Source organism: Dyadobacter sp. BHUBP1 (assembly GCF_050587785.1).
Taxonomy (GTDB): domain Bacteria; phylum Bacteroidota; class Bacteroidia; order Cytophagales; family Spirosomataceae; genus Dyadobacter.
On sequence record NZ_JBOBIH010000012.1, the window covers coordinates 76385 to 97094 of the forward strand.

21 protein-coding genes and 1 pseudogene are annotated in these 20710 nt (G+C 43.7%); 9 read left to right on the forward strand and 13 right to left on the reverse strand.

Annotation, left to right across the window (positions count from 1 at the left end; genetic code table 11):
- Positions 1-78 precede the first annotated feature (78 nt).
- The 9 genes and pseudogenes from ACQ4MZ_RS29200 to ACQ4MZ_RS29240 form a co-directional block, all read right to left on the reverse strand.
- Positions 79-1143 carry a toprim domain-containing protein gene (locus tag ACQ4MZ_RS29200; RefSeq protein WP_430851237.1) on the reverse strand — a complete coding sequence of 355 codons (1065 nt, stop codon included), beginning with the start codon at positions 1141-1143 and terminating at the stop codon, positions 79-81.
- A 416-nt stretch (positions 1144-1559) separates the two neighbouring features.
- Positions 1560-2249, reverse strand: coding sequence for a replication protein RepA (locus ACQ4MZ_RS29205; RefSeq protein ID WP_430851239.1), 690 nt, complete (start codon positions 2247-2249; stop codon positions 1560-1562).
- A 293-nt stretch (positions 2250-2542) separates the two neighbouring features.
- Positions 2543-2818 (reverse strand): hypothetical protein, encoded by a 276-nt coding sequence (locus ACQ4MZ_RS29210; RefSeq protein ID WP_430851241.1) that lies wholly within the window; start codon positions 2816-2818, stop codon positions 2543-2545.
- A 2-nt stretch (positions 2819-2820) separates the two neighbouring features.
- On the reverse strand, positions 2821-3471 hold the full coding sequence (gene parA, locus ACQ4MZ_RS29215) for a ParA family partition ATPase (RefSeq protein WP_430851243.1): 651 nt from the start codon (positions 3469-3471) through the stop codon (positions 2821-2823).
- A 78-nt stretch (positions 3472-3549) separates the two neighbouring features.
- A complete protein-coding gene (locus tag ACQ4MZ_RS29220; RefSeq protein ID WP_430851245.1) occupies positions 3550-4197 on the reverse strand; it encodes a recombinase family protein in 648 nt (215 codons plus the stop codon).
- A gap of 99 nt (positions 4198-4296) precedes the next feature.
- Positions 4297-5013, reverse strand: a complete 717-nt coding sequence (locus ACQ4MZ_RS29225; protein WP_430851247.1) for a hypothetical protein — start codon at positions 5011-5013, stop codon at positions 4297-4299.
- Between the two features lie 2 nt (positions 5014-5015).
- A complete protein-coding gene (locus ACQ4MZ_RS29230; RefSeq protein ID WP_430851249.1) occupies positions 5016-6923 on the reverse strand; it encodes a site-specific DNA-methyltransferase in 1908 nt (635 codons plus the stop codon).
- A 4-nt stretch (positions 6924-6927) separates the two neighbouring features.
- Positions 6928-9630, reverse strand: coding sequence for a DEAD/DEAH box helicase family protein (locus ACQ4MZ_RS29235; RefSeq protein ID WP_430851251.1), 2703 nt, complete (start codon positions 9628-9630; stop codon positions 6928-6930).
- Between the two features lie 71 nt (positions 9631-9701).
- Positions 9702-10604, reverse strand: a pseudogene (locus ACQ4MZ_RS29240) (relaxase/mobilization nuclease domain-containing protein); the annotation flags it as partial.
- Positions 10605-10884: 280 nt separating this feature from the next.
- On the opposite strand from ACQ4MZ_RS29240, the gene ACQ4MZ_RS29245 reads away from it, so the two are divergent.
- The 4 genes from ACQ4MZ_RS29245 to ACQ4MZ_RS29260 are packed head-to-tail and all read left to right on the forward strand — an operon-like array spanning position 10885 to position 12511.
- The gene (locus ACQ4MZ_RS29245; protein WP_019991102.1) at positions 10885-11280 is read left to right on the forward strand and encodes an ArsR/SmtB family transcription factor; all 396 of its coding nucleotides are present in this window, start codon (positions 10885-10887) and stop codon (positions 11278-11280) included.
- Positions 11277-11864: a mercuric transport protein MerTP gene (gene merTP / locus ACQ4MZ_RS29250; RefSeq protein ID WP_027303351.1), complete on the forward strand. Its 588-nt coding sequence runs from the start codon at positions 11277-11279 to the stop codon at positions 11862-11864. Before ACQ4MZ_RS29245 ends, merTP begins: the two co-directional genes overlap by 4 nt.
- Before the next feature lie 6 nt (positions 11865-11870).
- On the forward strand, positions 11871-12080 hold the full coding sequence (locus ACQ4MZ_RS29255; protein WP_083940642.1) for a GDCCVxC domain-containing (seleno)protein: 210 nt from the start codon (positions 11871-11873) through the stop codon (positions 12078-12080).
- 20 nt (positions 12081-12100) lie between these two features.
- Complete coding sequence (locus ACQ4MZ_RS29260) at positions 12101-12511, forward strand: bleomycin resistance protein (protein ID WP_207509719.1); 411 nt, start codon at positions 12101-12103, stop codon at positions 12509-12511.
- A gap of 37 nt (positions 12512-12548) precedes the next feature.
- On the opposite strand, the gene ACQ4MZ_RS29265 is transcribed toward ACQ4MZ_RS29260, so the two are convergent.
- Positions 12549-13163 (reverse strand): recombinase family protein, encoded by a 615-nt coding sequence (locus ACQ4MZ_RS29265; RefSeq protein WP_019991099.1) that lies wholly within the window; start codon positions 13161-13163, stop codon positions 12549-12551.
- 120 nt (positions 13164-13283) lie between these two features.
- On the opposite strand from ACQ4MZ_RS29265, the gene ACQ4MZ_RS29270 reads away from it, so the two are divergent.
- Entirely contained in the window at positions 13284-16271 is a 2988-nt protein-coding gene (locus tag ACQ4MZ_RS29270; protein ID WP_138279465.1) for a Tn3 family transposase, read from the forward strand.
- A gap of 114 nt (positions 16272-16385) precedes the next feature.
- Here ACQ4MZ_RS29270 and ACQ4MZ_RS29275 read toward each other — a convergent pair whose 3' ends face one another.
- The 3 genes from ACQ4MZ_RS29275 to ACQ4MZ_RS29285 are packed head-to-tail and all read right to left on the reverse strand — an operon-like array spanning position 16386 to position 17967.
- A complete protein-coding gene (locus tag ACQ4MZ_RS29275; protein WP_430851253.1) occupies positions 16386-16868 on the reverse strand; it encodes a hypothetical protein in 483 nt (160 codons plus the stop codon).
- The gene (locus ACQ4MZ_RS29280; protein WP_430851255.1) at positions 16868-17575 is read right to left on the reverse strand and encodes a hypothetical protein; all 708 of its coding nucleotides are present in this window, start codon (positions 17573-17575) and stop codon (positions 16868-16870) included. The genes ACQ4MZ_RS29275 and ACQ4MZ_RS29280 overlap by 1 nt, the downstream gene beginning before the upstream one ends.
- A gap of 35 nt (positions 17576-17610) precedes the next feature.
- The gene (locus tag ACQ4MZ_RS29285; protein WP_430851257.1) at positions 17611-17967 is read right to left on the reverse strand and encodes a hypothetical protein; all 357 of its coding nucleotides are present in this window, start codon (positions 17965-17967) and stop codon (positions 17611-17613) included.
- 272 nt (positions 17968-18239) lie between these two features.
- Here ACQ4MZ_RS29285 and ACQ4MZ_RS29290 point away from each other — a divergent pair, with 272 nt between their 5' ends.
- The 4 genes from ACQ4MZ_RS29290 to ACQ4MZ_RS29305 all read left to right on the forward strand — a co-directional run bounded on the left by ACQ4MZ_RS29290 (position 18240) and on the right by ACQ4MZ_RS29305 (position 20690).
- Positions 18240-18578 (forward strand): plasmid mobilization protein, encoded by a 339-nt coding sequence (locus ACQ4MZ_RS29290; protein ID WP_430851259.1) that lies wholly within the window; start codon positions 18240-18242, stop codon positions 18576-18578.
- Positions 18575-19387 (forward strand): relaxase/mobilization nuclease domain-containing protein, encoded by an 813-nt coding sequence (locus ACQ4MZ_RS29295; protein WP_430851261.1) that lies wholly within the window; start codon positions 18575-18577, stop codon positions 19385-19387. The genes ACQ4MZ_RS29290 and ACQ4MZ_RS29295 overlap by 4 nt, the downstream gene beginning before the upstream one ends.
- A 495-nt stretch (positions 19388-19882) precedes the next feature.
- A complete protein-coding gene (locus ACQ4MZ_RS29300) occupies positions 19883-20119 on the forward strand; it encodes a hypothetical protein (RefSeq protein ID WP_430851263.1) in 237 nt (78 codons plus the stop codon).
- Positions 20120-20207: 88 nt separating this feature from the next.
- A complete protein-coding gene (locus ACQ4MZ_RS29305) occupies positions 20208-20690 on the forward strand; it encodes a hypothetical protein (protein ID WP_430851265.1) in 483 nt (160 codons plus the stop codon).
- The last annotated feature ends 20 nt before the right edge of the window (positions 20691-20710 follow it).

The following is a 20710-nucleotide window of genomic DNA, read 5'->3' on the forward strand; positions in this document are numbered from 1 at the left end:
AAAATCCGCTCCGGATCTCGCCCAGGTATGGCCGCACCTGGTCAAACGTCCCAGCTCACTACCAAATATTATTCTGTTTTAGAGGGTTGGCTTTCGCAAGTTTTCGCGCAAGCGGTCGGCGGCTCGACGTGCTTCGGCTGTGGCCGACGTATCAAAGAATTTAGCCGGTGCAGCCGTGAAGCTGATCCGCTTGCTCACCGGCGTTTCTGTGAGGTACTCGTTTAGATCGTGAAAGCCCTCATAGATATAGCTACGATCTCCCAGCGTGTAGCCGGCAGGCAGGAGAATATCGGCCATGCGGTCAAATGCCTTTTGGCCGGCATCGTCATGATCAAAGTAAGTAATTACTGTTTTGCGTAAATCATCATTAGCGTATTTACTGATTATATGCTGCGCTGCCGGTGCTGCAAAGGACAGTGAATTTAGCACAATGGCCGGTTGCTCCGGCTTGGCCTGACCAATCAGCACCAGCCATGACAAAAAATCAGTGAACCCCTCGAATACGTGAATGGCCGGGGCTTCCTTGTCTTGGCCGGGAATAATGCTAATGCCCTTTTCCCCGGTGTTAACGTGGTGCTTGTAGGCCGTGGCTGCCCGGATTTCTAAACCGCCCTCGATGTTCGGGAATGAGATGCCATAAAACTTTTTCTTGCTCTGGTTGTCCAGATATTGCGCTTGGCCGCAATGCAGCTTTGCCAGCTCGGCGGGGATGCTGCGCCCGGCCAGATAGCTAACAAGCTGGGGGCTTCTAAGCGGCTTATTGTCGATCAGGGTAAACCTGTCCCTTTGAATGGCCTCTATTCGCCCAGATTTTGGGGCTGTGGTACGTTGTACGGGGGGCTCCGCTACCCTACCACCATTTACACCGTCAAGCCACTTCAGAGCCTCGGAAATCGCTCTATCGCCGGTTTCCTTTCCAATCATACGGTTAGCAAACGCAATGACGTTTCCCCCCTCGCCGCTTCCGAAGTCTTTCCAGCACCAAAGGCCGCTAGGAAGCTGCCACGCTTTGAAACTCGGCGTGTCTTCCTCCCGGAACGGCGAGAAAAACCAAATGCCCTGCCGGGTCACAGGCTGTTCCTGATACCCCAGCCGGGCGAGTATCGCCGGTAAATCGAGTTGCTTGGCCTGTGCTACGTTCATGCGTCAAAAAAAAAAAAAAACATAATGCTAGGGCATAAAAATAAAAAACGCCCTGCTGTTCAAAAAGAAAAAGCGCGGTGCGTCCCTAGTCTACCAACCCAAGCGTTACTATCAACTAAATTTTTAGTTGCAGGTTTATTTTTCTTTTTGAACAGTAAATAGTTTTCCACGTAGTGGAGCTACTAATATAGGTTTATTTTTTATTGGGTTTATTATAGGTAAAGGGTCGGGAAGTTACAGTGCTTTGGTCGGGAAGTTACAGTGCTTTGGTCGGGAAGTTACAGTGGATAAGTCCTAAATCCTTGATAAAAAAACCTATTTATCCACATTTCGTTTCCGGGGTCGGGAAGTTACAGTTAATAAATTATTACTGATAATCAACTAGTTATATAATAAAATCCGCCAAAGTGCCCATGCTAGTCCTCTTTACCCGGTAACGCCGGGTAAATTTTCCGGTGAATGACCGGCAAGCTAGGGTACAGGATTAAGCCTTTGTCCTGTACGACCTCGATATTGGCCGTCTGATACTGGGTTTTGACCAGCTTCAAAGCAGCAATAAAATCCGCTTTGAAATGCTTCATTTCGGCGTAACTGTCCCCAAATTGCTGTTTAAGGACGCCCCAATGAAGCTGCACGGCCTTCCCATCAATACGCGGTAAGCGGTGAGCAAGCCATGAATAAATATCAATTGCCATTGCATTCATAGATAATGCCCCAAGATGCTTGGGATTTAACGGGACGGCGTGCATTTGCAGACTTTCAAAATAGTCTGTTCCTAGCGTTAAATGGCTGTCCCAAATAATATGCTGGTTCTCGTCTCTCGGAAACCAAAGATCAAATTCTTTGATGATCTGTGTTGTTGCGTTTCTGGTTCTGTCCGGGGCTGTTTCAAAAGACAGAGAAACGGAAGATGCGGCCAATCTGGCAAGCTGATTTTTGATTGTCTGTAACTGATTACCGCCAACAGATAAGCCGATAGATTTTACAAATTCGGTCATATTGTGCGCTATATCAATCGTGGATTTCCCCTGTAAAAGAGCCTGTGTATTGATATGGCATAAAAGCATCCGAACAGCCGGACCAAACGGGATGCCTAAATATTGCATCTTTCCGGTTTGCGGGTTTCGTACCGGCAATGGCTGCACAAACAATGTGGCCTTTCCATTGACTTTTTCCCAAGCCTCCGACGGTAATAATCCTTTCGGCTGGCGCCGTGGGAAATAGTTTTGGCACAACCCGGCATGTTGGTAAGTCTGTTCGTTTTCCAGATCACCAAACCGGTTTTCTTCCCATGCGTCACGTGCCGCCCGGATAATCCGAATCGTCTGTTTGCTGTCGCTGCTACGTGGCTTTCCCATGCTTATATCCTCAATATAGTAAACACGTAAATAAGTATTTACTATGAATTTATATACTGCCTAATTAATTCTCTTACAATGTCTTGACCTTTTCTGTTTTTCCCCTCCATCAGCATTTTCATTTTAAATTTAATGAAATCTTCCTCCGGTAAGTCTGTCGATAGCCTAACGACTTTCCCAGATTTCTTGGCTGCATCATCAGCATTGATCTTTTTGGCAATCGCTTCCGTTTTTTCAACATTGACCGCACTTTTCTTTATCGGCTCTTTTCGCCCAAGTGACAAGGTGGATTTTAAGCCGGTGTCTTTCTTTGCCATGACTACTTTCTCTTGTTAAGTTTCCGAATGATGGTTTGAAGCTCTTTAAACAGGTCTGCAATCTCCTGTTTTGCCTTTTCGTCCTTATACTCAAAGACCCCAAGACCTTTTATAACGGCCTCCCGGTACGCAATCCGCGTTCTTAAAGACGATTTAAACACCGGTATTTCGGTCTGTTCCAAAACGTCTTTAACTTCTCTGGATAGGTTTGTTGATTGGTTTTGATTAATCAAAAATTGCGCGGGAATAGGGCTTTCTTTTTGTACTTCTGCGTCTTTGTATCGTTCTAAAAACTTCTCTGTAGCCCAAATATCCAACCCGCTTGGCTGGATAGGAATAATCACCAGATCGGCCAAAACAATAATCTTACTGGTTACCTGTGACAGGGACGGCGTTCCGTCAATAATAACAACCTCGTGGCTGTCATTAAGGTGCTTCACGTTCTTAGACAATTCAACCCCGTCATTAAGAACATACACCGGCACACCGGGCAACGCTTCATCCCGTAGGCCTGACCACCTTAAAGAGCTTTGGTTAGTATCTACATCAACAATGCAGACTTTATATTTGGTATGAGCGAAGCAAACGGCCAGATTTTGGGCAATCGTGGATTTACCTACTCCCCCCTTTAAACTTGTTATGGATATAATCATGCAAAACCCTCTGATTTTCTGGCAATATACCAGAAAATAAAATTAAGTCAACACGTATATAATTATTAGATTATATACTTACTTACTTATTCTTTTCAAAAGGGCGTAGACATTGGGAATATGCCATTTCTGGCCGTCGTTTCGATAGGTCGGAACATTCCGGGCGTTCAGCTCGTCCCGGATTGCCCGGACGGTTGTAAAGCCCTGTCCTTTCAATTCCTCAATGATCGGACGCATAGCCAGGGCGAACGTGTCAGCCGCCGTTTTATTCTTTTTGCCCAGTACGTGGCCATGCTTGCCCAGCTCAACCCCGCGCCGCTTGGCAGCACCCAAAGCCTCCTTTGTGCGAATGCTGATTTGTTCCGCTTCATGCTCGGCAAAGGCGGCCAGCATGTGCAGCATAACTTTTGTTGCATGGGGATTGTCTACCGCCTTAAACTCTACGCGGCTTTCCATCAGGTTTGATATAAACGCCACGTTACGGCCTAACCTGTCCAGCTTGGCAATAATCAGCGTTGCCCGTTCTTTGCGGCATTGGGTGAGGGCGGCCAACAACTGCGGACGCTTGCTTTTCCGTCCGCTCTCTACCTCTGTATACTCTGCGGCTATATCATAGCCCTGCGCCTCCGTAAAACGCTGTACGGCCATTTGCTGGGCTTCCAGACCCAACCCGCTTTTGCCCTGTCGGTCGATTGATACGCGATAATATGCAACTGCTTTTTTCATGGCTGTCCAAAAAGAAAAAGGGCAGGGGTGTTAGCAAATATACGGACATTAATATAGTAACAAAATAGATAAAAAATTACCTTTTTCTATAATTACAAATTAATTCCTTTCATATCCCATTTGCTCAATCTGATTAATCACCTGAAAGGTATCAAGGGCATTATTAAGAAAAACTACGCGGTATGTACTTTGCTGGGCAAATGAGTCATCGTCCCAAGGCGTTAATGTAACGTTTGAACCTTGATTCATCATCATATCCCACGTTGACCCACCCACCAATGAAAATGTAACTACATCTTCTGTCAATAAATTCGCTTTTGGAGTGTCGAAAAGGACTGCCAAATACATGTTCTTCTGAATTTCGCCAGCCTTTATACTATTAGAATAAGGACCAATATTTTTAAAATTCGCTGCTGTGTTACATAGGGCAAACTTCACACCATTCCGAGGGAACGAAGATCGAACCTCTACAAGGTGTCCCTGACTCAACATAATATCTATTTGCACAGATGCCGCCGTAAATGGAGTAGGAGAGGCAATATCTGTAAAACAGCTATTTATATATTGCTCCCAACCAGCTTCCGCACATAACCCCCCAAATGAGTCAATCTTTCGTCTTGCAAGAGTCCTATCACTCTGCGCATTATTAGCAGCACCAGCATTAACAAGGTTTGCCAATTGTCCAGATCGCTCTAAGATATCTTCATATTCAGGCGTTCCCCTTTCAAGAGTACATTGTATAATCCTAAATTGTCTAGCTGAATACCTCGCATTAGGAGGAATTTGGCAATTTATTGTTAAAGGTGTTAGAATCATATTTAAAAAGCCTGCATTTTATCCCCAAGATAATGCTTTAAATTCCACTTTTTTGTAGTGTCTAATGCTCTCTCTAAACAAATAAAAATTTTATCCGTGTTATCTTTCAAATATTCAACCGTCTCATCCATTAGCGGAGCATCCAGACAAACGAAGGCTTCTTTGTTACCATCTGCTGCCAAATAGACCTCATTTGCGGTAAACTGACTTTGCCTAACTGTGGAATAGTTCAAATTGAACCCTTTCTTCAAAAGAATCTCGGTTGTAAGTTCATCCCTATTGAATAAGGTAACCAACTGCGCTTCTTTCTCCGTAATATATTTTTTTAGAGATTCTATATTTTCTGTCTCTGTTTTATCTGTCTCTGGCGCCCACTCTACACGTGGGAATTTAGATTTTATAAGCTTAAAAACTTTAAAACCAAGCCCATTTTTATCTTCATTTTTATTGAATATATCAAGTGATTTCCCATCCTGATCTTTAATAATTCTCTCAACTACTCGCTTACTTCGATCAATAGTTATATCCGATATTTTTCTATATTCTGCTTTATAAGCTTCCGATTTTTTATCTGTCGCTTCTGGAATCTGGATTAAAATAAACTTACGAGTACCTTCTTCTTCTTGATTGAGTTCCAGAACTGCCTGCGCCGTAGAGCCAGACCCACCAAAAAAATCAAGAATAATGTCGCCATCATTAGCACCTGAAATGTTTATTAATAATTTTAATAAACCAACTGGTTTAGGGTTATTGAAAATATCTGACTTTTCTAAAACAGATTTTAGCTGTTTTTTCCCTTCACTATTTCTTTCTATATCAATCAAAAGAGAGCGAGGAACTTTCATTCTCTCATCTTCATCACCATTATTAAGATAGATTTTGTATTCAACTGCCCATTTCCCAGTAGAATCTTTTTTGATAATTATCTTATTATTAGAAAGGCCTTTTTTAAAATTATCTTCCTCCCATTTCCACTCATCAAAAATAGTGCTTCCATCAGGGCACAAAATAGAATATTGCAGTCCAGGTCTTGGGTCATCTGGCCGCATACGTCTAAAAGATTTTGTTTTATAAAAACCTAAGGTACTAAAATGCTCATCTTTTAGAGTATACTCTTTCTTATCATCTTCATCGAGAGGTATTCTAATTTTATCAATCGTTGAAATTTCTTTTGCATATACCAAAATATATTCATGATCTATTGCAAAATATCGCGAGTCATTACCACCACCAGCATGTCGCTTCCAACATAATTCCCTTAAAAAATTTTCTTCTCCAAAAACTTCATCACAAAGTTTTCTAAGATTATGAACTTCATTATCATCAATGGAAATAAATATCACTCCATCTTGGCGTAATAGCTGTCTAGCAATTAAAAGGCGGCTATACATCATATTTAGCCAATTGCTATGATAACGCCCGTCTGCCTCGGTATTCGTGTCAATTTTAATACCTTGTTCTATAACTCCAGCATCTTCCCAATAACCTTTTTTATCCTGTGTGAAATTGTCGCTATAAACAAAATCCTTTCCTGTATTATATGGCGGGTCAATGTATATGCATTTGATTTTTTCACGATAGGCCGAACTAAGAAGCTTTAACACTTCCAAGTTTTCTCCCTCAATAATTAGGTTTTCGGCTTTGTCAGGATTTACACTTCGTTTTTCATCATAAACTAGCGTTGCATTGCTGGGGGTAAATGCGTTGCGTTTGGCTTGGCTCTTACCAAACCATCTAAATTCATAGCGTTCTGTTTCGTTGACGCTCTTAGGGTCAACGATTTTTTTAAGCTCATCTAGGTTTAACTGTCCCTCGCTTGTAAAGAGGTCAGGAAACATAGTTTTCAATGCTTCAAGACGTTCTTTATTATGATCTGGGCTTAGCGGCAAATGTTCTGTAATGTCTTCCATCGGTTCAATCCTGCATTAAAGCATTTATTTTTTGATCAGCTTTGCCCTTGAAATGAGCGTATTCTTTTACGGGTGCTTCATAATGAACAGGAACACCCAATTTTTTAAAGTGCTTTAAAGCACATTTGATTTTATAAACTTCGCTCTCGGTTAGGGCTTTTGTATCGTTTATATCGTTAGTCCCCTTAGTCTCTATCACAAAGTAAAATTCATCCTCATTACCTGACTTAAGGCTCTTACGCTTCATGACTAAACCAAAATCAGGTTCATAGTTACCAATAGGGGTTTTTATCTTGTAGTAGCTCGGAAGTTTTAGGAAACAAATAACCTGCGGGTCTTTATCCGCACCTTTTGAAAAAAGGCTTTCTACATCACTGTCTATCAGCATTTTATCAAATACGCCATTCTGCGGCGTTTCAACATACTTGCTTTGATCTACATTCTTGACAAAATCTTCGAAACTAAACGGGTAGCTTTCTCCTGTTGTATGATAGTCTAACCCGCGTATCATTTCGTCCAGTTCAGCCCTGCGGATAACATTAGTTGCTGCCTGAATGTAGCGGGGCGGGTTTTTTATCGTCTGGTTAAAGTTGGTTATCCTGCTGACGATTGAAAAAATCGTCTGATAGCTTACACCTGTGTTTTCGCTTAATTCTTCGATTAAGTCCAAAGGCGCAAAATTGGCTTTAAGCTTGTACGTTTCAGCACCGCCGTACTCATTATCAAAACCATCTTCATTCATGGCCTGTATACGCTGGCTGCTCACTTCGGCCACATAATCGCCAATTGTAATTTTATTAATTTCATCGGCTGCTTTATCAATTACGGCTTGTTCATCAAAGGCAACAGTAAAATCTGTCTTTTTCGCCATAGCTGCCCAAAACTGCTTGAAAGCCGTTTGTATGTGATCTTTCGTATTAAGTTTGAATGTAACCGCGTTTGCTGGTTTTCCCTTATGAGTATGCTCAAACGGTGACCCCGATTGTGTGTTTCCGTAAACCTCTTTGATTTCCTCTTGATATTGCGTTACAAAAGTCTCATAGCTTTCATTAGGGATTACAGTTAATTCATTAATTCGCTCATTATCAACCGCATTAGATGGGTCATAAACCCTTTGTCCATACTGATTTACACAGATACGTAGCCCGCGGCCGATTTCCTGCCGCTTCCTGATTTCCGAATAGGCCGTGTTAAGAGTAGCAATATTAAAGATGTTGGGGTTATCCCAGCCAACACCCAAAGCGGAGTGCGAAAAAATAAACTGTACAGGATTATCTATACTTAACAGCTCGTCTTTTTTCTTCAAAATAAGCTCATAAATTTCTTTATTGCTTTTCATGGTTACTTCGCTATCGGTATACTCACCTTTACCCGTGGTAGCAAAATAATAACCTTGAATATCTTGTATGTGCTGCGCCGTCGGCTCTTGTCCATTGTGCCATTCTGGATAAATGGCTTTATATTTCTCAACGAACAAATTTTTGATTATCGGGTCTTCACTCATGTAATTTGCCACCTTATCAATGAAGATTAATGACAAACATTTTATCCCCTGATCGGCAAACTTTTGACTTTTTGAAAAGTGTCTATGTATAAGCCATTCCAATTGTAAAGCCCAAATACTTGCAACATTTCCCGCGGTCTGCCTTTCTATGATTTCCGTACCGTTGGTAAAATTTACACGCCATTTTTGGTCTTTTAAACTCTTTGATATGCGTTCAATCGTGTAATTTAGGTAACTAGGATTGTTTACTTTCTCACCTAAATTATCCCCAACTTTCAGCCATTGGCTTTCTTCAAATACAAATTTCCCGCTTTTTTGCTTCCAAACTTTTAATTTGGCTTTGGGGTCTCCTTTGCCATTTTGTGTTTCGGACAACTCTATTTTTATAGATGCTTCGTCATTTTTTTCGGTGACGGTTAAAACTTCAATCTTTTTAACTAACCCTTGTCTATAACTATCATAAGGGGTTAGACGGTAAAGAAGATTTTTAACAACCTTATGCGTTGCTGAGTATCGGATTTTAGTTAACGGATTAAGTTTACCGATTTGCTTTATTGAATTTTCCGTATCCATGCCCTCTTGTGGCTCATCCATCAGAATGATAGGGCGTGTTTTACCGATAGCGTCAATGTAAGGAATGTTGTTAAATAAGTCTTCCCGCTGCGCTTGATTCAAAATCTTATCTTCCGAATTAAATGACGCTAACGTCATAATCATAACACGCGGGTGCTGATCTTCTATAAATTCTGTTACTTTATTAAGTCTTTTACTGTCATATTCAAATACATGCGGCTGGAATCCGTATACGTCTTCTAATTGTTTGGCAAAATTTTTAAATGCGCCCAATGTTCCTTGACGAATAGCTACGGACGGCACCAAAATAATGAACTTGGTAAAACCGTATTGTTTATAGAGTTCATAAATAGTTTTTATATAAACAAGCGTTTTTCCTGTGCCTGTCTCCATTTCAATACACAAATCGCTATCAGGCGATAATTTGGCCGTGGACTCGTCTATGCCATTTTCATGAATAATTGTTTTTATATTATCGGTGATCTGTTCAGATGTTAATGTTGTTTGGTTAAACCTGATCCCCTCATGTGTTGCATTGTCAAACGTATTTCGGGTAGTGCCGTCAAAAACGCTCACAACCGACTTTATCGCAGTTTTTTGATAATCAAGCTCTTCTAGTTTTAATTCCATGTTGTTTACTATATCGGAGTAAACTTAGTTGTAAATTCTCCAGTTGTTACAAAGTTGGGTATTTTAAAATCTCATCGGTCATAATCTAACCCGCTGCGCCCTCGGTTACGCTCGCGCTCTGCCTGTTTCTCTTTGTACTGGCGTAAAAGCTCGGCGGCTCTGTCGTCCTGTGCCTGCTTTTCTGTCTGCTCTCTGGCCGCTTCCTGAGCCTCGCTCAATTTGCGTTCTCTGTCGTCGTGCTTCTGGCGGTACTGTTCCAACATAGCAGCGGCTCTGTCCTGACTATCAGACAAATTTTGTATTTTATCCGATTGCTCCGGCGCGGATCGCTTCGGCTCAACTTTGGGGGCAGGGGTAAGAGGCTGGGAAAACGTAAAGCTATACCCGTATGATTTTGCCGGTTCCGGTGTCGGCTGCTCGGCTTCCCTGACCTTGTAAATCATGGCTGCGGCTAAATCCTGACTGTCCGACAATTCACGGTTTTTGTCTAACCTGTCGGGGGCTTCTTGTTGCCGCTCTCTCGCCGTCTGCAGGGCTTCGGCTTCGCTCTGCAGCTCCTCACGGATGGGCTGCAGGCGTTCCCGCACGTCCTTTGTCCTGGCTGTCTCGATCTGCCGCACCAGATCAAGGCTTTCACCCTCTGGCGTGATAACGCGCCACGGCCTGCGGTCATCCGATACGGCGATTTCATAGCCAGCCTTTGCGGCCAGTTTTACAAAATCCTGCCCGTCTTTGGCCTGCGCCCAAAGATCGGACAATTCCCGTTTATAATCTGACTTTTCCCGCTCGGTCTGCTGCTGCTCTTGCTGGCGGGTGCGTTCATGGCCTAAAAGCTGTTCGATTTCCTCGCGAGCTTGGTCGTGTTTGCGGTAATTTTTCCCGTCATCCCATAGTTTACCCGTTTCGTGATCGTATCGCTCCCATGAAATATGCGCATGAATCCGCCCGTTCTTTTCATGCAGCACAATAGCCCGTTTATGCCCGTCTAGAGGTTTTTCTTACAAATGTCCGGAAAACGGCGTTAGTAAACTACGCTTTTAGTTTTGAGGCATAATTTATACACTGTTCTATACGCAATTTCCAGTTGCTTTGAAATAGGGTTCTTCTGGTCCGCCAACCCGGCCCCAACCGCAGCGGCGGCCGCCAATGAGTTAGTTTACTCTGTTTGACTATCTGCACATAGTTTTTAATCTTCAAAAGTATTTAAGCAAATACTTAAATACTGTTATATTTGCCCAAATATTAGTGGCAGATATGGAAGATGTAGAAAAAGAGTCAGATCAAATTAGTAGCTGCATCCGTTTGTTCGCGGATCAAGAGCAGATCCAACTATGCAAGGAAACCTTAGACGAAAATGAAGACGCTTTTACCAGGTTAGCGCAGGTTTATGCGCTTGCTGGAAATGAGGCCCGGCTTAAAATACTTTATCTTATCCAGCAACAGAACGAGCTTTGTCCTTGCGATTTGAGTGATATTTTGCAAATGACCGTCCCTGCTATTTCTCAGCACCTGCGAAAACTGAAAGATGCCAGTTTAGTACGTACCAGAAAAACTGGACAAACTATCTTTTATTCGATCATACCTGATCAGGCCAGTATCATCGGTCAACTATTTGTTGATATCCCCAGTCAAGAAAGTGTAGCCTTATGAAAGCGTCCAAAATCACCGCTAATGCCAGCATACTAACTGCATTGGCAAGTTCTGTTTGCTGTATCACACCATTATTGGCCATGGTGGCCGGGACAAGCAGCTTGGCAACCACTTTTGATTGGATTGCGCCTGCACGTCCTTATTTTATTGCTGGAACCGTATTGATTTTGGGTTTTGCATGGTATCAGCAGTTAAAACCCGCTTCCGAAGACTCATGTAATTGTGGACCTGAAAACAAACCATTTATGCAAACCAAAAAGTTTTTAAGCCTGGTAACCCTTGCAGCAGTACTTCTGATTGCCGTCCCAAGTTATTCAGGACTGGCCTATCAGCAAAAGCAGGAAGCACAACAACCGGTTTCCAAAACAGACCAAACAGCCTATATAAAAATTAAGGGAATGACCTGTGAAGGGTGTGAACATCATGTTAAACAGGAAGTTAATAAGTTAAAAGGCATACGGCAGGTTCAGGTCTCGTATAAGAATGGCAATGCAACCGTTAGATATGATAGTAAGAAAACGTCACTGGCAGAAATTAAAAAGGCAGTCGACGCTACTGGTTATAAAGTTGTTGAAACAAACTAAGCAGTTATGAATTTAATATTGGAATCCATACTTACTTGTCCGCATTGCGGCACCCGACGCTTGGAAACAATGCCTGTTGATGCATGTATGTACTTTTACGAGTGTACAAATTGCAAAACATTGTTAAAGCCTGCTTCCGGTGACTGCTGTGTTTTTTGCACTTATGGAACCCAAAAATGTCCCCCGATACAATTGAATAAGTCGTGCTGTGCTTGAACTAAATGATATCAGTATCTATGAAAATGAAGAAAACGATCCCAGCTCTTCCTGTTAAAAACATTGACGAATCCGTTAAATTCTATTCTGAAAAGTTAGGTTTTACAGCACCTTATTATGACGATGGCTTTGCAAAAGTAGTCCGGGACGAAATTGAAATCCACTTGTGGGCATCTTCGGATGAAAGCTGGAAGAATAAAGGCTTATCCCTGGTAGCAGATCCAATTTGCAGTGGGGCTGAAAGCTTTCTGGCAGGCACGGCCAGTTGCCGGATTGAAGTCCAGGGTATTGATGAGTTGTACGAAGAATATAAAAAGCAAGGTGTAATTTATGATACTGACACTGTTGTACAAGAGCAGCCATGGGGAGACCGGGAATTTCCGGCACTAGACCACCATCGCAATCTGTTAACTTTTTATGAGGAGATTTAGAAAAGCCAAGATCATCATTGATGCTAAATTAACGCGGTTAAAGAGTATCCTTCGCTTTGGATAGGTAGTTGTAAACTGTTCCATAAGCTATTCCTAGTTGTTTAGAAATCTTGTTCATTGATAATCCTTGCTTTTGCAAATCAAAAATTTCATTCTGTCGATCCATTGATATAGTTGGCCGTGAAATACGTTTTCCTTGTGCTTTTGCCCTTGCCATACCGGCTTTAACCCTTTGGCTGATCAGTGAGCTCTCAAATTGGGCCAGAGAAGCCATCACATGAAATATCAGCTCACCAGTCGGCGTGGTGGTATCAATATTTTCCTGATAGGAGATAAAATCTATTCCCATACTCTGAAATTCCTTCATGGCATTGACCAGTGCCTGGGTTGAGCGGGCAAAGCGGTCATACCGCCAAACCAGGACTACATCCAGCTTTCTCTTTCTGGCCGCTTCCATCATCAATTTATACTGGACCCTGTCTTGGGTTGTTCCGGAAGCGTAGTCTATAAATTCTCCCATGACTTCAAAGTTTCGTCTTTGGGCGTAGTCCCGTAACTGGTCCAGCTGGGTCTGTGGATCCTGCCCTTTATCCAGAGTAGATACTCTGGCATATAGTGCTACCCGTTTGGCCCGATTGTTCTGTTTTTTCATTTAATTGCTTATCAAAAAGGAACTCCTTTACAAATATACTTTTTAACGCTTAAAAACAGGCTTTAAACCTATTGCAGACGGGGTGAATTTTGATACCCTTTTTGATAGCCCCATTTTCATATGGCATCACGATTTTTGAACCAATCCCAGCGTGAACGTTACGAAAAGGTCCCGACAGAAATATCAGAATATGACCTGATGCAATTTTTCCAAATCACGCGGCAGGACAATATTTTTCTTAAATCGTTCAGAGGGGAGCACAACCGGCTAGCGATCGCACTCCAGATTGGGATTGTCCGGTTCATGGGTTTTCTTCCAGACAAATGGCAGCAGCAGATCCCGGCAAATGTAGCTGCCATGGTAAGTAGGCAACTGGATTCTGATATTGAACTGTTATTAATATACGGGCAACGGGATAAGACCAGAACGGAGCATTTAAATGTAATCTTAAAATATTTGAAATTCCGCCGGTGGCAGCCCCTGGATGAAATCTGGCTTTTGCCCTGGCTGCTCGATAAGGGGATGGAACATGACAACCAGCCGATATTGCTCAGGCAAGTGTGTTTAAAACTGGGGCAGGAAAAAATTATGAGGCCGTCTATTGGGACATTGGAAAGGATTGTTGGTAGCCTGGATGAACAGCTGCACCAGGAAACCTATCGAAGGCTTAGTTTGCTGCTGACCGAGGAAATGAAGGCCAGGCTGACGCAAATAGTCGAATTGGACGATACCGGCGGCATCACTTTGCACCGTTGGCTTTGCCAAGTCCCCACCAGCAATACGCCCAGGGCTATTAACCAGACGTTGGAAAAGATCAATTTTTTAAAATCATTAAACGTCCATGAATGGGACTTATCGGTAATAAGCCTAAACCGCAGAAAAAGGCTGGCCCAAATAGCCAGGAATGTTTCTAACAAGTATCTACAGCGGATGAACGCTACAAGGCGGTACCCGATTTTAATTTGCTTCCTGTATGAGAGCCTGATAGATACCAATGACAAGGTGTTGGAAATGTTTGATGATTATTGGGAGCACATTGTCAACGGATCAAAAAAGCAACTCGACACATATCAGCAGACCTTGTTCAAATCACAGAACGAGGCGATGAAAACCCTGTCCCAGACTGTTAGTATTATCATCAATGACACCATTACAGACGATCAGCTCCGTACCTGTATTTTTGAAATATATCCAAAGGAAATGCTCAGGGAGGCATTACTGGTAACCGGGGCTGCTCTTCGCCCAGCCAGGCAAACTTACTTATACTATCTGAACAACTACTATACAACCTTAAAACAATTCACCCCTAACCTTCTTAAAACCATTGACTTTCAAATTGCCCATTCCAAAGATGGCTTTCTGGGTGTGCTTGATATTTTGACCGGGTTGCAAACGGGCAAAAGAAGAAAACTGCCTGATGACGCGCCGATTGATTTTATAACGCCTTCCTGGAACAAACTGATTTTTGAAAACGATCAGCAACAGCCGGAAGCCCTTCCACAACGCCAACCTTACGAATTATGTGCCCTGGCCAACTTGCGGGACCGGCTCCGTGCGGGCGATGTATTTATCAATATCTCCCGAAAATATGCCGACTTTAACTCGTTGCTTCTTTCAAATGTGCAGTGGGAACTGCTACGACAGGATTTTTGCAATCAAATGTCAATGCCAACTCTTCCCACCGAGCGTATCGACCAGCGCTTGCAAGAGCTGGAATCACTGTTGAAACCGCTGGATGAGCTCTTGAATGCGGGTGGAGAGATCCGGCTTGAAGAAGGCATCCTGGTAGTGCCTGCATTGCCGGCAGAAGATGTACCCTTTTCAGCAAAAGCACTCCGGGAACAAATCAATCAACGGCTCCCGAAAGTCAACATCACAGATATAATTAAAGAAGTGGATGCATGGATAAATTTTTCCGAACATCTTCATGGATTGGAAAATGAACCGCGTAACCAGGAACACCAGTCTATTTTATATGCGGCTGTTTTTGCATCCGGATGTAATATTCCTCTGTCGGATTTGGCTAGGTCTTGTGAGATTGATTATCAAACGCTTTGGTGGACAAGCAATAACTATCTCTCAGAAGAGAATCTTAAAAAAGCCAACGATGCACTTGTTAACTTTCATTATCAACAATGGTTGAGCGGCTATTGGGGCGGGGGCACACTTTCATCCTCGGACGGGCAGCGGTTCCCGACCAGCGGGAAAATCCGGAATGCGAAGGCGCTCCCCAATTATTTTGGTTACGGTAAGGGAATTACCTTTTATACACATACCTCGGATCAATATAGCCAGTATGGCAGCCGGAGCATTTCGTCCACCGAAAGGGACGCCACTTACGTACTTGATGAAATTATAGGCAATGAAACCGATTTGACAATACTCGAACATACAACCGATACGTCAGGATATTCGGACCTAATCTTTGCGCTGTTTGATCTGCTGGGTATGGATTTTTGTCCAAGGATCCGGGACATAAAAGATCAGCGGCTGTGTAAAATCAAGGATCGGGAATGGGAATACCCTGCTTTGAAATTCACCGGTCGTGTTAATCCTGATTATCTCAAACAACATTTTGACGAACTTCTCAAAGTCGCAGCTTCCATTAAATCAGGGCGTGTAACCGCTTCATTGCTAATCTCTAAGCTTCAATCGTACCCGCGCCAAAATAACCTGATGTATGTTTTGCAGGCTTATGGCCAGCTGGTAAAAACCATTTTTATCCTTAAATACCTGCTTAGCATGCCTTTACGTAGAAAGATCAACACACAGCTGATCAAAGGAGAGCAGCTGCACAACCTAAGACTTTATCTTTGGTTTGGCGGCGATGGGATTGTACGCAGAAAACAAGAAGAACAACAGCAAAAAGTGGTCAGGAGCTTGAACCTGATCACCAATATTGTCCTGGTATGGAACACGGTTTATATACAAGAAATTATCAAAGAATTACACCAGGAAGGATATCCGATAGATGAAAATGACTTTGAATTTATCTCTCCTGCTCCATTTGCCCATATCAACCGGTTGGGAAAATACTCCTTCAACACAAACCCGGATCTTGGAGTCAATGGCTTACGGCCTTTGAGAAAGCCAAAACTAAATACATAGTTTACTAACGCCGTTTTCCGGCTATTTGTAAGAAGAACCTCTTCTACGAAGCTGTTGACCAATCAATTTGCATGCGCTGAGATACGTTTGCATTCCAGCGCATGCCAGTTGTCCCTATTCTTCCTTATTAATAAGCCTGATACCTTTCTTATCTGGCATAATTACATAATTCTCTTTCGGAATGAAATAATTCCCCTGCCGGTCACGGATGAACTGTCTGGTAATAAAATTCCATCGCTTGTCAGTCAGCTCGATCTTTTCCTGATCAGCGATTGCGTCTTTAAGGATAAATGCAGCTACGGAGCAAAAAATAAAAGCAGAAAAGATCAAACTGACAGAGACGACGTTCTGGCCAATGCCGGTAGAGATATTCCCCCAAAACATGCGCCATGCGGAAGTGTTAGAGTTGTAATGGTTATTGTAAACCACCGGCTTGATGCTGTCATTGACTTTGGCAGTAGCCTGGTCGATCTTGTTGACAGATTGCTCGACGGCCAGCATCAGCGGGACGAGTTCCAGCTCAATGTCAGATTCTGAAATGCCGAAGCGGAGCGCCAGCCGGTGGCGCTCCTGGTTTAACTTTGAATAATCTCTCATCAGTTAATAATCTCCGTGATTTCGTCTTGCTTCTTACGATACCTGATTTTGGACATCAAACTTAGGCTGGCCGGGTCAGGCTTCGGCTGAGATATCAAATCGATAATCTCCTTCACCGCTCCGCCGGAACCTAAGTCACCAAACTGTTTTAGATCAATGCCCAGCTCTTTTAACTTCTCGACCGCCTTCTCAGCTGTTTCCATCCCACCAAAAGTGCCCATATTGACCAGCATTGTAAGCGGGAACTGTCCCGCAAGAGCTGTCATCAATGCATTGTAATAATTGACGCAGGATGCTAGGGCATCACGGCCAGCCACTACGACAAATACGCGAAGTGTGATGCCGAGTGCAGCAAGCTCCTGCTGCAAGATGTCCGCCGGCACATCATGTTGTAACAAGTATAGAAATTCGGCCGATTCAGGTGCGCCAAAATCCACATAATATTTATCAGATTTTCCGCCCGCCAGCCCTTCAAAAAGCTCAACGATCTTTTCGCGTTCCAGCTTTTTGTACTCGTTGAGTATCTTAAAGCTGCGGATGCGCTGATCACCCACGACGGCCCCCAGACGGGCAACCGAAGTCTGGGTAGACTCGTCGAGGTCAATGAAATTTGTCTTTTCTTCTTTCTGGTTTTGTGCGACAAACCAGATAAACAGGGATTTTCCCACCCCTCCCTTTGACTGTAGAACCAGGTTAACCTGCTTCATGCTAATCGTTGATGGTTATTAATAAAATACAATTGTTAGAAATCAGTGAAATCAAGCCCTTTGTCTTTTTCCCCTTTTCGTTGTTTGGTAGCATTTTCAACGATTGAACCCCAATCCTGTTCGGGTGGGACTGAGGGAGGACTTTGTTTAGGGAGGGTGGGGGTAGGTGCGCCTGCTTCATGGGCAGACCGGGACGTACCAGCCCGTCTAATCCTTTTTTTAAGCGTGTATATGGACTGCTCTGTCAATGTGATCCCAAGTTCGTCTTTGATCTGGGAAACCATGATCTGGGCAGGCAACTGGAAAAGCGCTTCCCCATAATAGCGAAGCAGAACATCAAAGCGTCCTTTCAAATTCAGCTCGAAAGCCTGGATCACGTATTTCTTATTCATAGCTCCAATACATATCTATTATAACACCAATATAGGTCTAATAAGGGTATATTCAAAAGAAAATTGTAAAAAGTAACCGACCAACTATCTAAATTGATACATTTGGATTGAAGATGGGCATGTAGGAAGTAAAGCAAGCCATGTGTTTGTATATACAAAGTCTCCGCTTCGCTAGATTTGCATCTCCAAACACACCGGTCGTGCCTCCCTTGACTTGCCGGGGCGCTGCCCCAAACCCCGGGGGACACAGTCCCCTTTTTGAAACTTTTACTATGGAAGAACCAGAGAAGAACCCGCATTACGAAGCCCGCAAGTCGGGAGCCGCCGGGCGGGAAAACAAAGGCAAAATGATCCCTGTCCGGGTGACCGAGCAGGAGCATGCGCAGATCAAGTCCAATGCGATCCTGGCCGGCCTGAGCGTATCGGAATACCTGCGCCGGCTCGGGGCCGGTCACCAGGTCAAAGCCCGATTTGAGAAAGAGGAAAAACGGAACCTTCAAGGGATCGGTACGAACCTGAACCAGCTGGCAGCGTATGCGAACAAAGGGTTCTTCAATGAAAAGCCGCTGCTGGCAGTATTGGATCAACTTAAAAAAGTACTACAATCATGATCGCGAAAACATCGATCGGATCTGACTTTTCGGGGGCCATCCATTACGGGGCGGGGTATACTGTGGAAGGAAAGGAGATCATGAATAAGGCCGACCTTCTCATAGCACATAATGTGGTATCACGCGACCCGAAAGGTATTGCTGCCGAGATGCAGCAGGAAGCTTCATACAGCCGGTGCAAGACGCCGGTGTGGCACAGCTCCATCAGCTGGAAGCCCGAAGAGAAGCCCACTCGGGAGCAGATGATCGAGACGGCCAACCGGTATTGTCAAAAGATGGGAGCCGACCCGAAAGACCACCAGGTCGTCGTTTATGAGCATCACGACAAGCCGCACCAGCATATCCATGTTTATATTAACCGCGTGCCTACTGATGGCGGAAAGGCACTTGAAACCTCGCACAATTATGCGCGCAATGTGCGGATCTGCAAAGAGATCACCGAAGAATTGGGCTTTGCTAAACTGGAAAAACTAGAAGAGGGCAAATTGCGGCATGTGGCAGTTAACCAGCAGGACGCGCAGAAGATGATCAATCTGGCTATTAAGGCTGCATTGAAGGAGAAATCCGGTACTCCCGACGAGATAGAGCGGCGGTTAAAAGAAAAAGGGATCGAATGTAAATACAAAGTAGAAGAGGGGAAACTGAAATATTCCAGTTACAGCTATCAGGGCGTTCCGATCAAAGGACAGGATGTTGGGTTCACCGCCAAGCAATTGCAAGCGAGACTAGAGAAGAACCAACAGCATATCGAACAACAGTTTAAGCAACCACAACACGAGCAGAAGCGCAGACCTTGGTTGGGCCATTAATATAAGCTGATTATAAGTCTAATTGTGTAGCCGGAGGTAAGCTTTTATTTATTGACGAAAAGGGTCATCAAACGAATTTTGGAAAGACGAGGGACTGATTTTTTTGGTCGAAGAGAATATGGAAAGTACAAATTTTTTTCACCGGGAACTGATGAAAAATAGGACAAAACCGAGTAAATCAGGGTTCGTTCGCATAACCAATTTTATGATAAAGTCGAAAACATGAAGCAAGTGCCGAAGCAAAATATTTATACAACTTAAAAAAGTACAAGGACAGACGGGATGAAATGGGCAGACTTATTTTTTGTCGCCGGAGGTGTTACCGGTCTAGTGCTGATGATGACCTTCTACCGGGCTTGGTCCAGCAGGCAGCCGGTCACCAAGACTAGGGTCACCCTGTTGAGCGTGCTATTCGGGTTTACAGCACTGTTCCTTGTGATGGCCGGGTATCTTCAAAGCACACAATGATTTTGAATTACGTTGAAACCCAGCAAAATGAACGAGCAGTATGATAGGAAACAACAGTTGCAAGATGGACGCGACAAACTCGCGCAGCTGGAACAGCGCACACTCGAGGAGATTGCACCCCAGGTCGGGATCAAAGGAATAGTTTCCGATATGACCACGATGGGTACCCAGGATTGGGAAAGAGCCAGGACATGTCTTTATTGGCTTCTGAACAATACAGATTACCCTTACATTAAGACGGTCGTAGATTGGATACGGCCTTGAAAGGGCATCGGGATATCCGTTTCATCTAACTGTCGGGCTTTCGGATGGAAAATGTAGACAACCTTAATTCACTAATAAACGATTTCAAATGAAGACACCTCAAATCAAATTTTATTCCCCCGAAGATAATATGGAGCCCGTTTCGAAGGCGGCGGTGAAGGCCAAGGCTAAGCCATCTGGTTATATTTCTGAAACAGGCACACTTGTTTTCCCTAAGGCTACCCTTGAAGAAATCGGGGTTGAGCCAGATACTGCTCTTTTCAAAGTCGGCACTGCCGAAGGGAAACGAAAAATAAAGTCGTTGTATCTGATCCCAACTGACGAGCAAGAAGGTGCATTTGCATTTTCGAAGGTGGGCCGTGGCTCAGGAATACCACTTGGCGTTATCTTGAAAAGGGGAGGGGTAGACTATCAAGCAACAAAGCATATTTTTACTGTCACCATATTCAACTATTGTGAGGGGGTAATTGGTTACGAGTTGGCAATAGGCGAGGAAGCACCGAAAGAACCGTACACCGGCAAGCCGCGCGGTAGAAAACCAAAGGCAGCTGACGCAGCGTCAGCGGTTTAGCCAAGCACCAAAATGGAAGT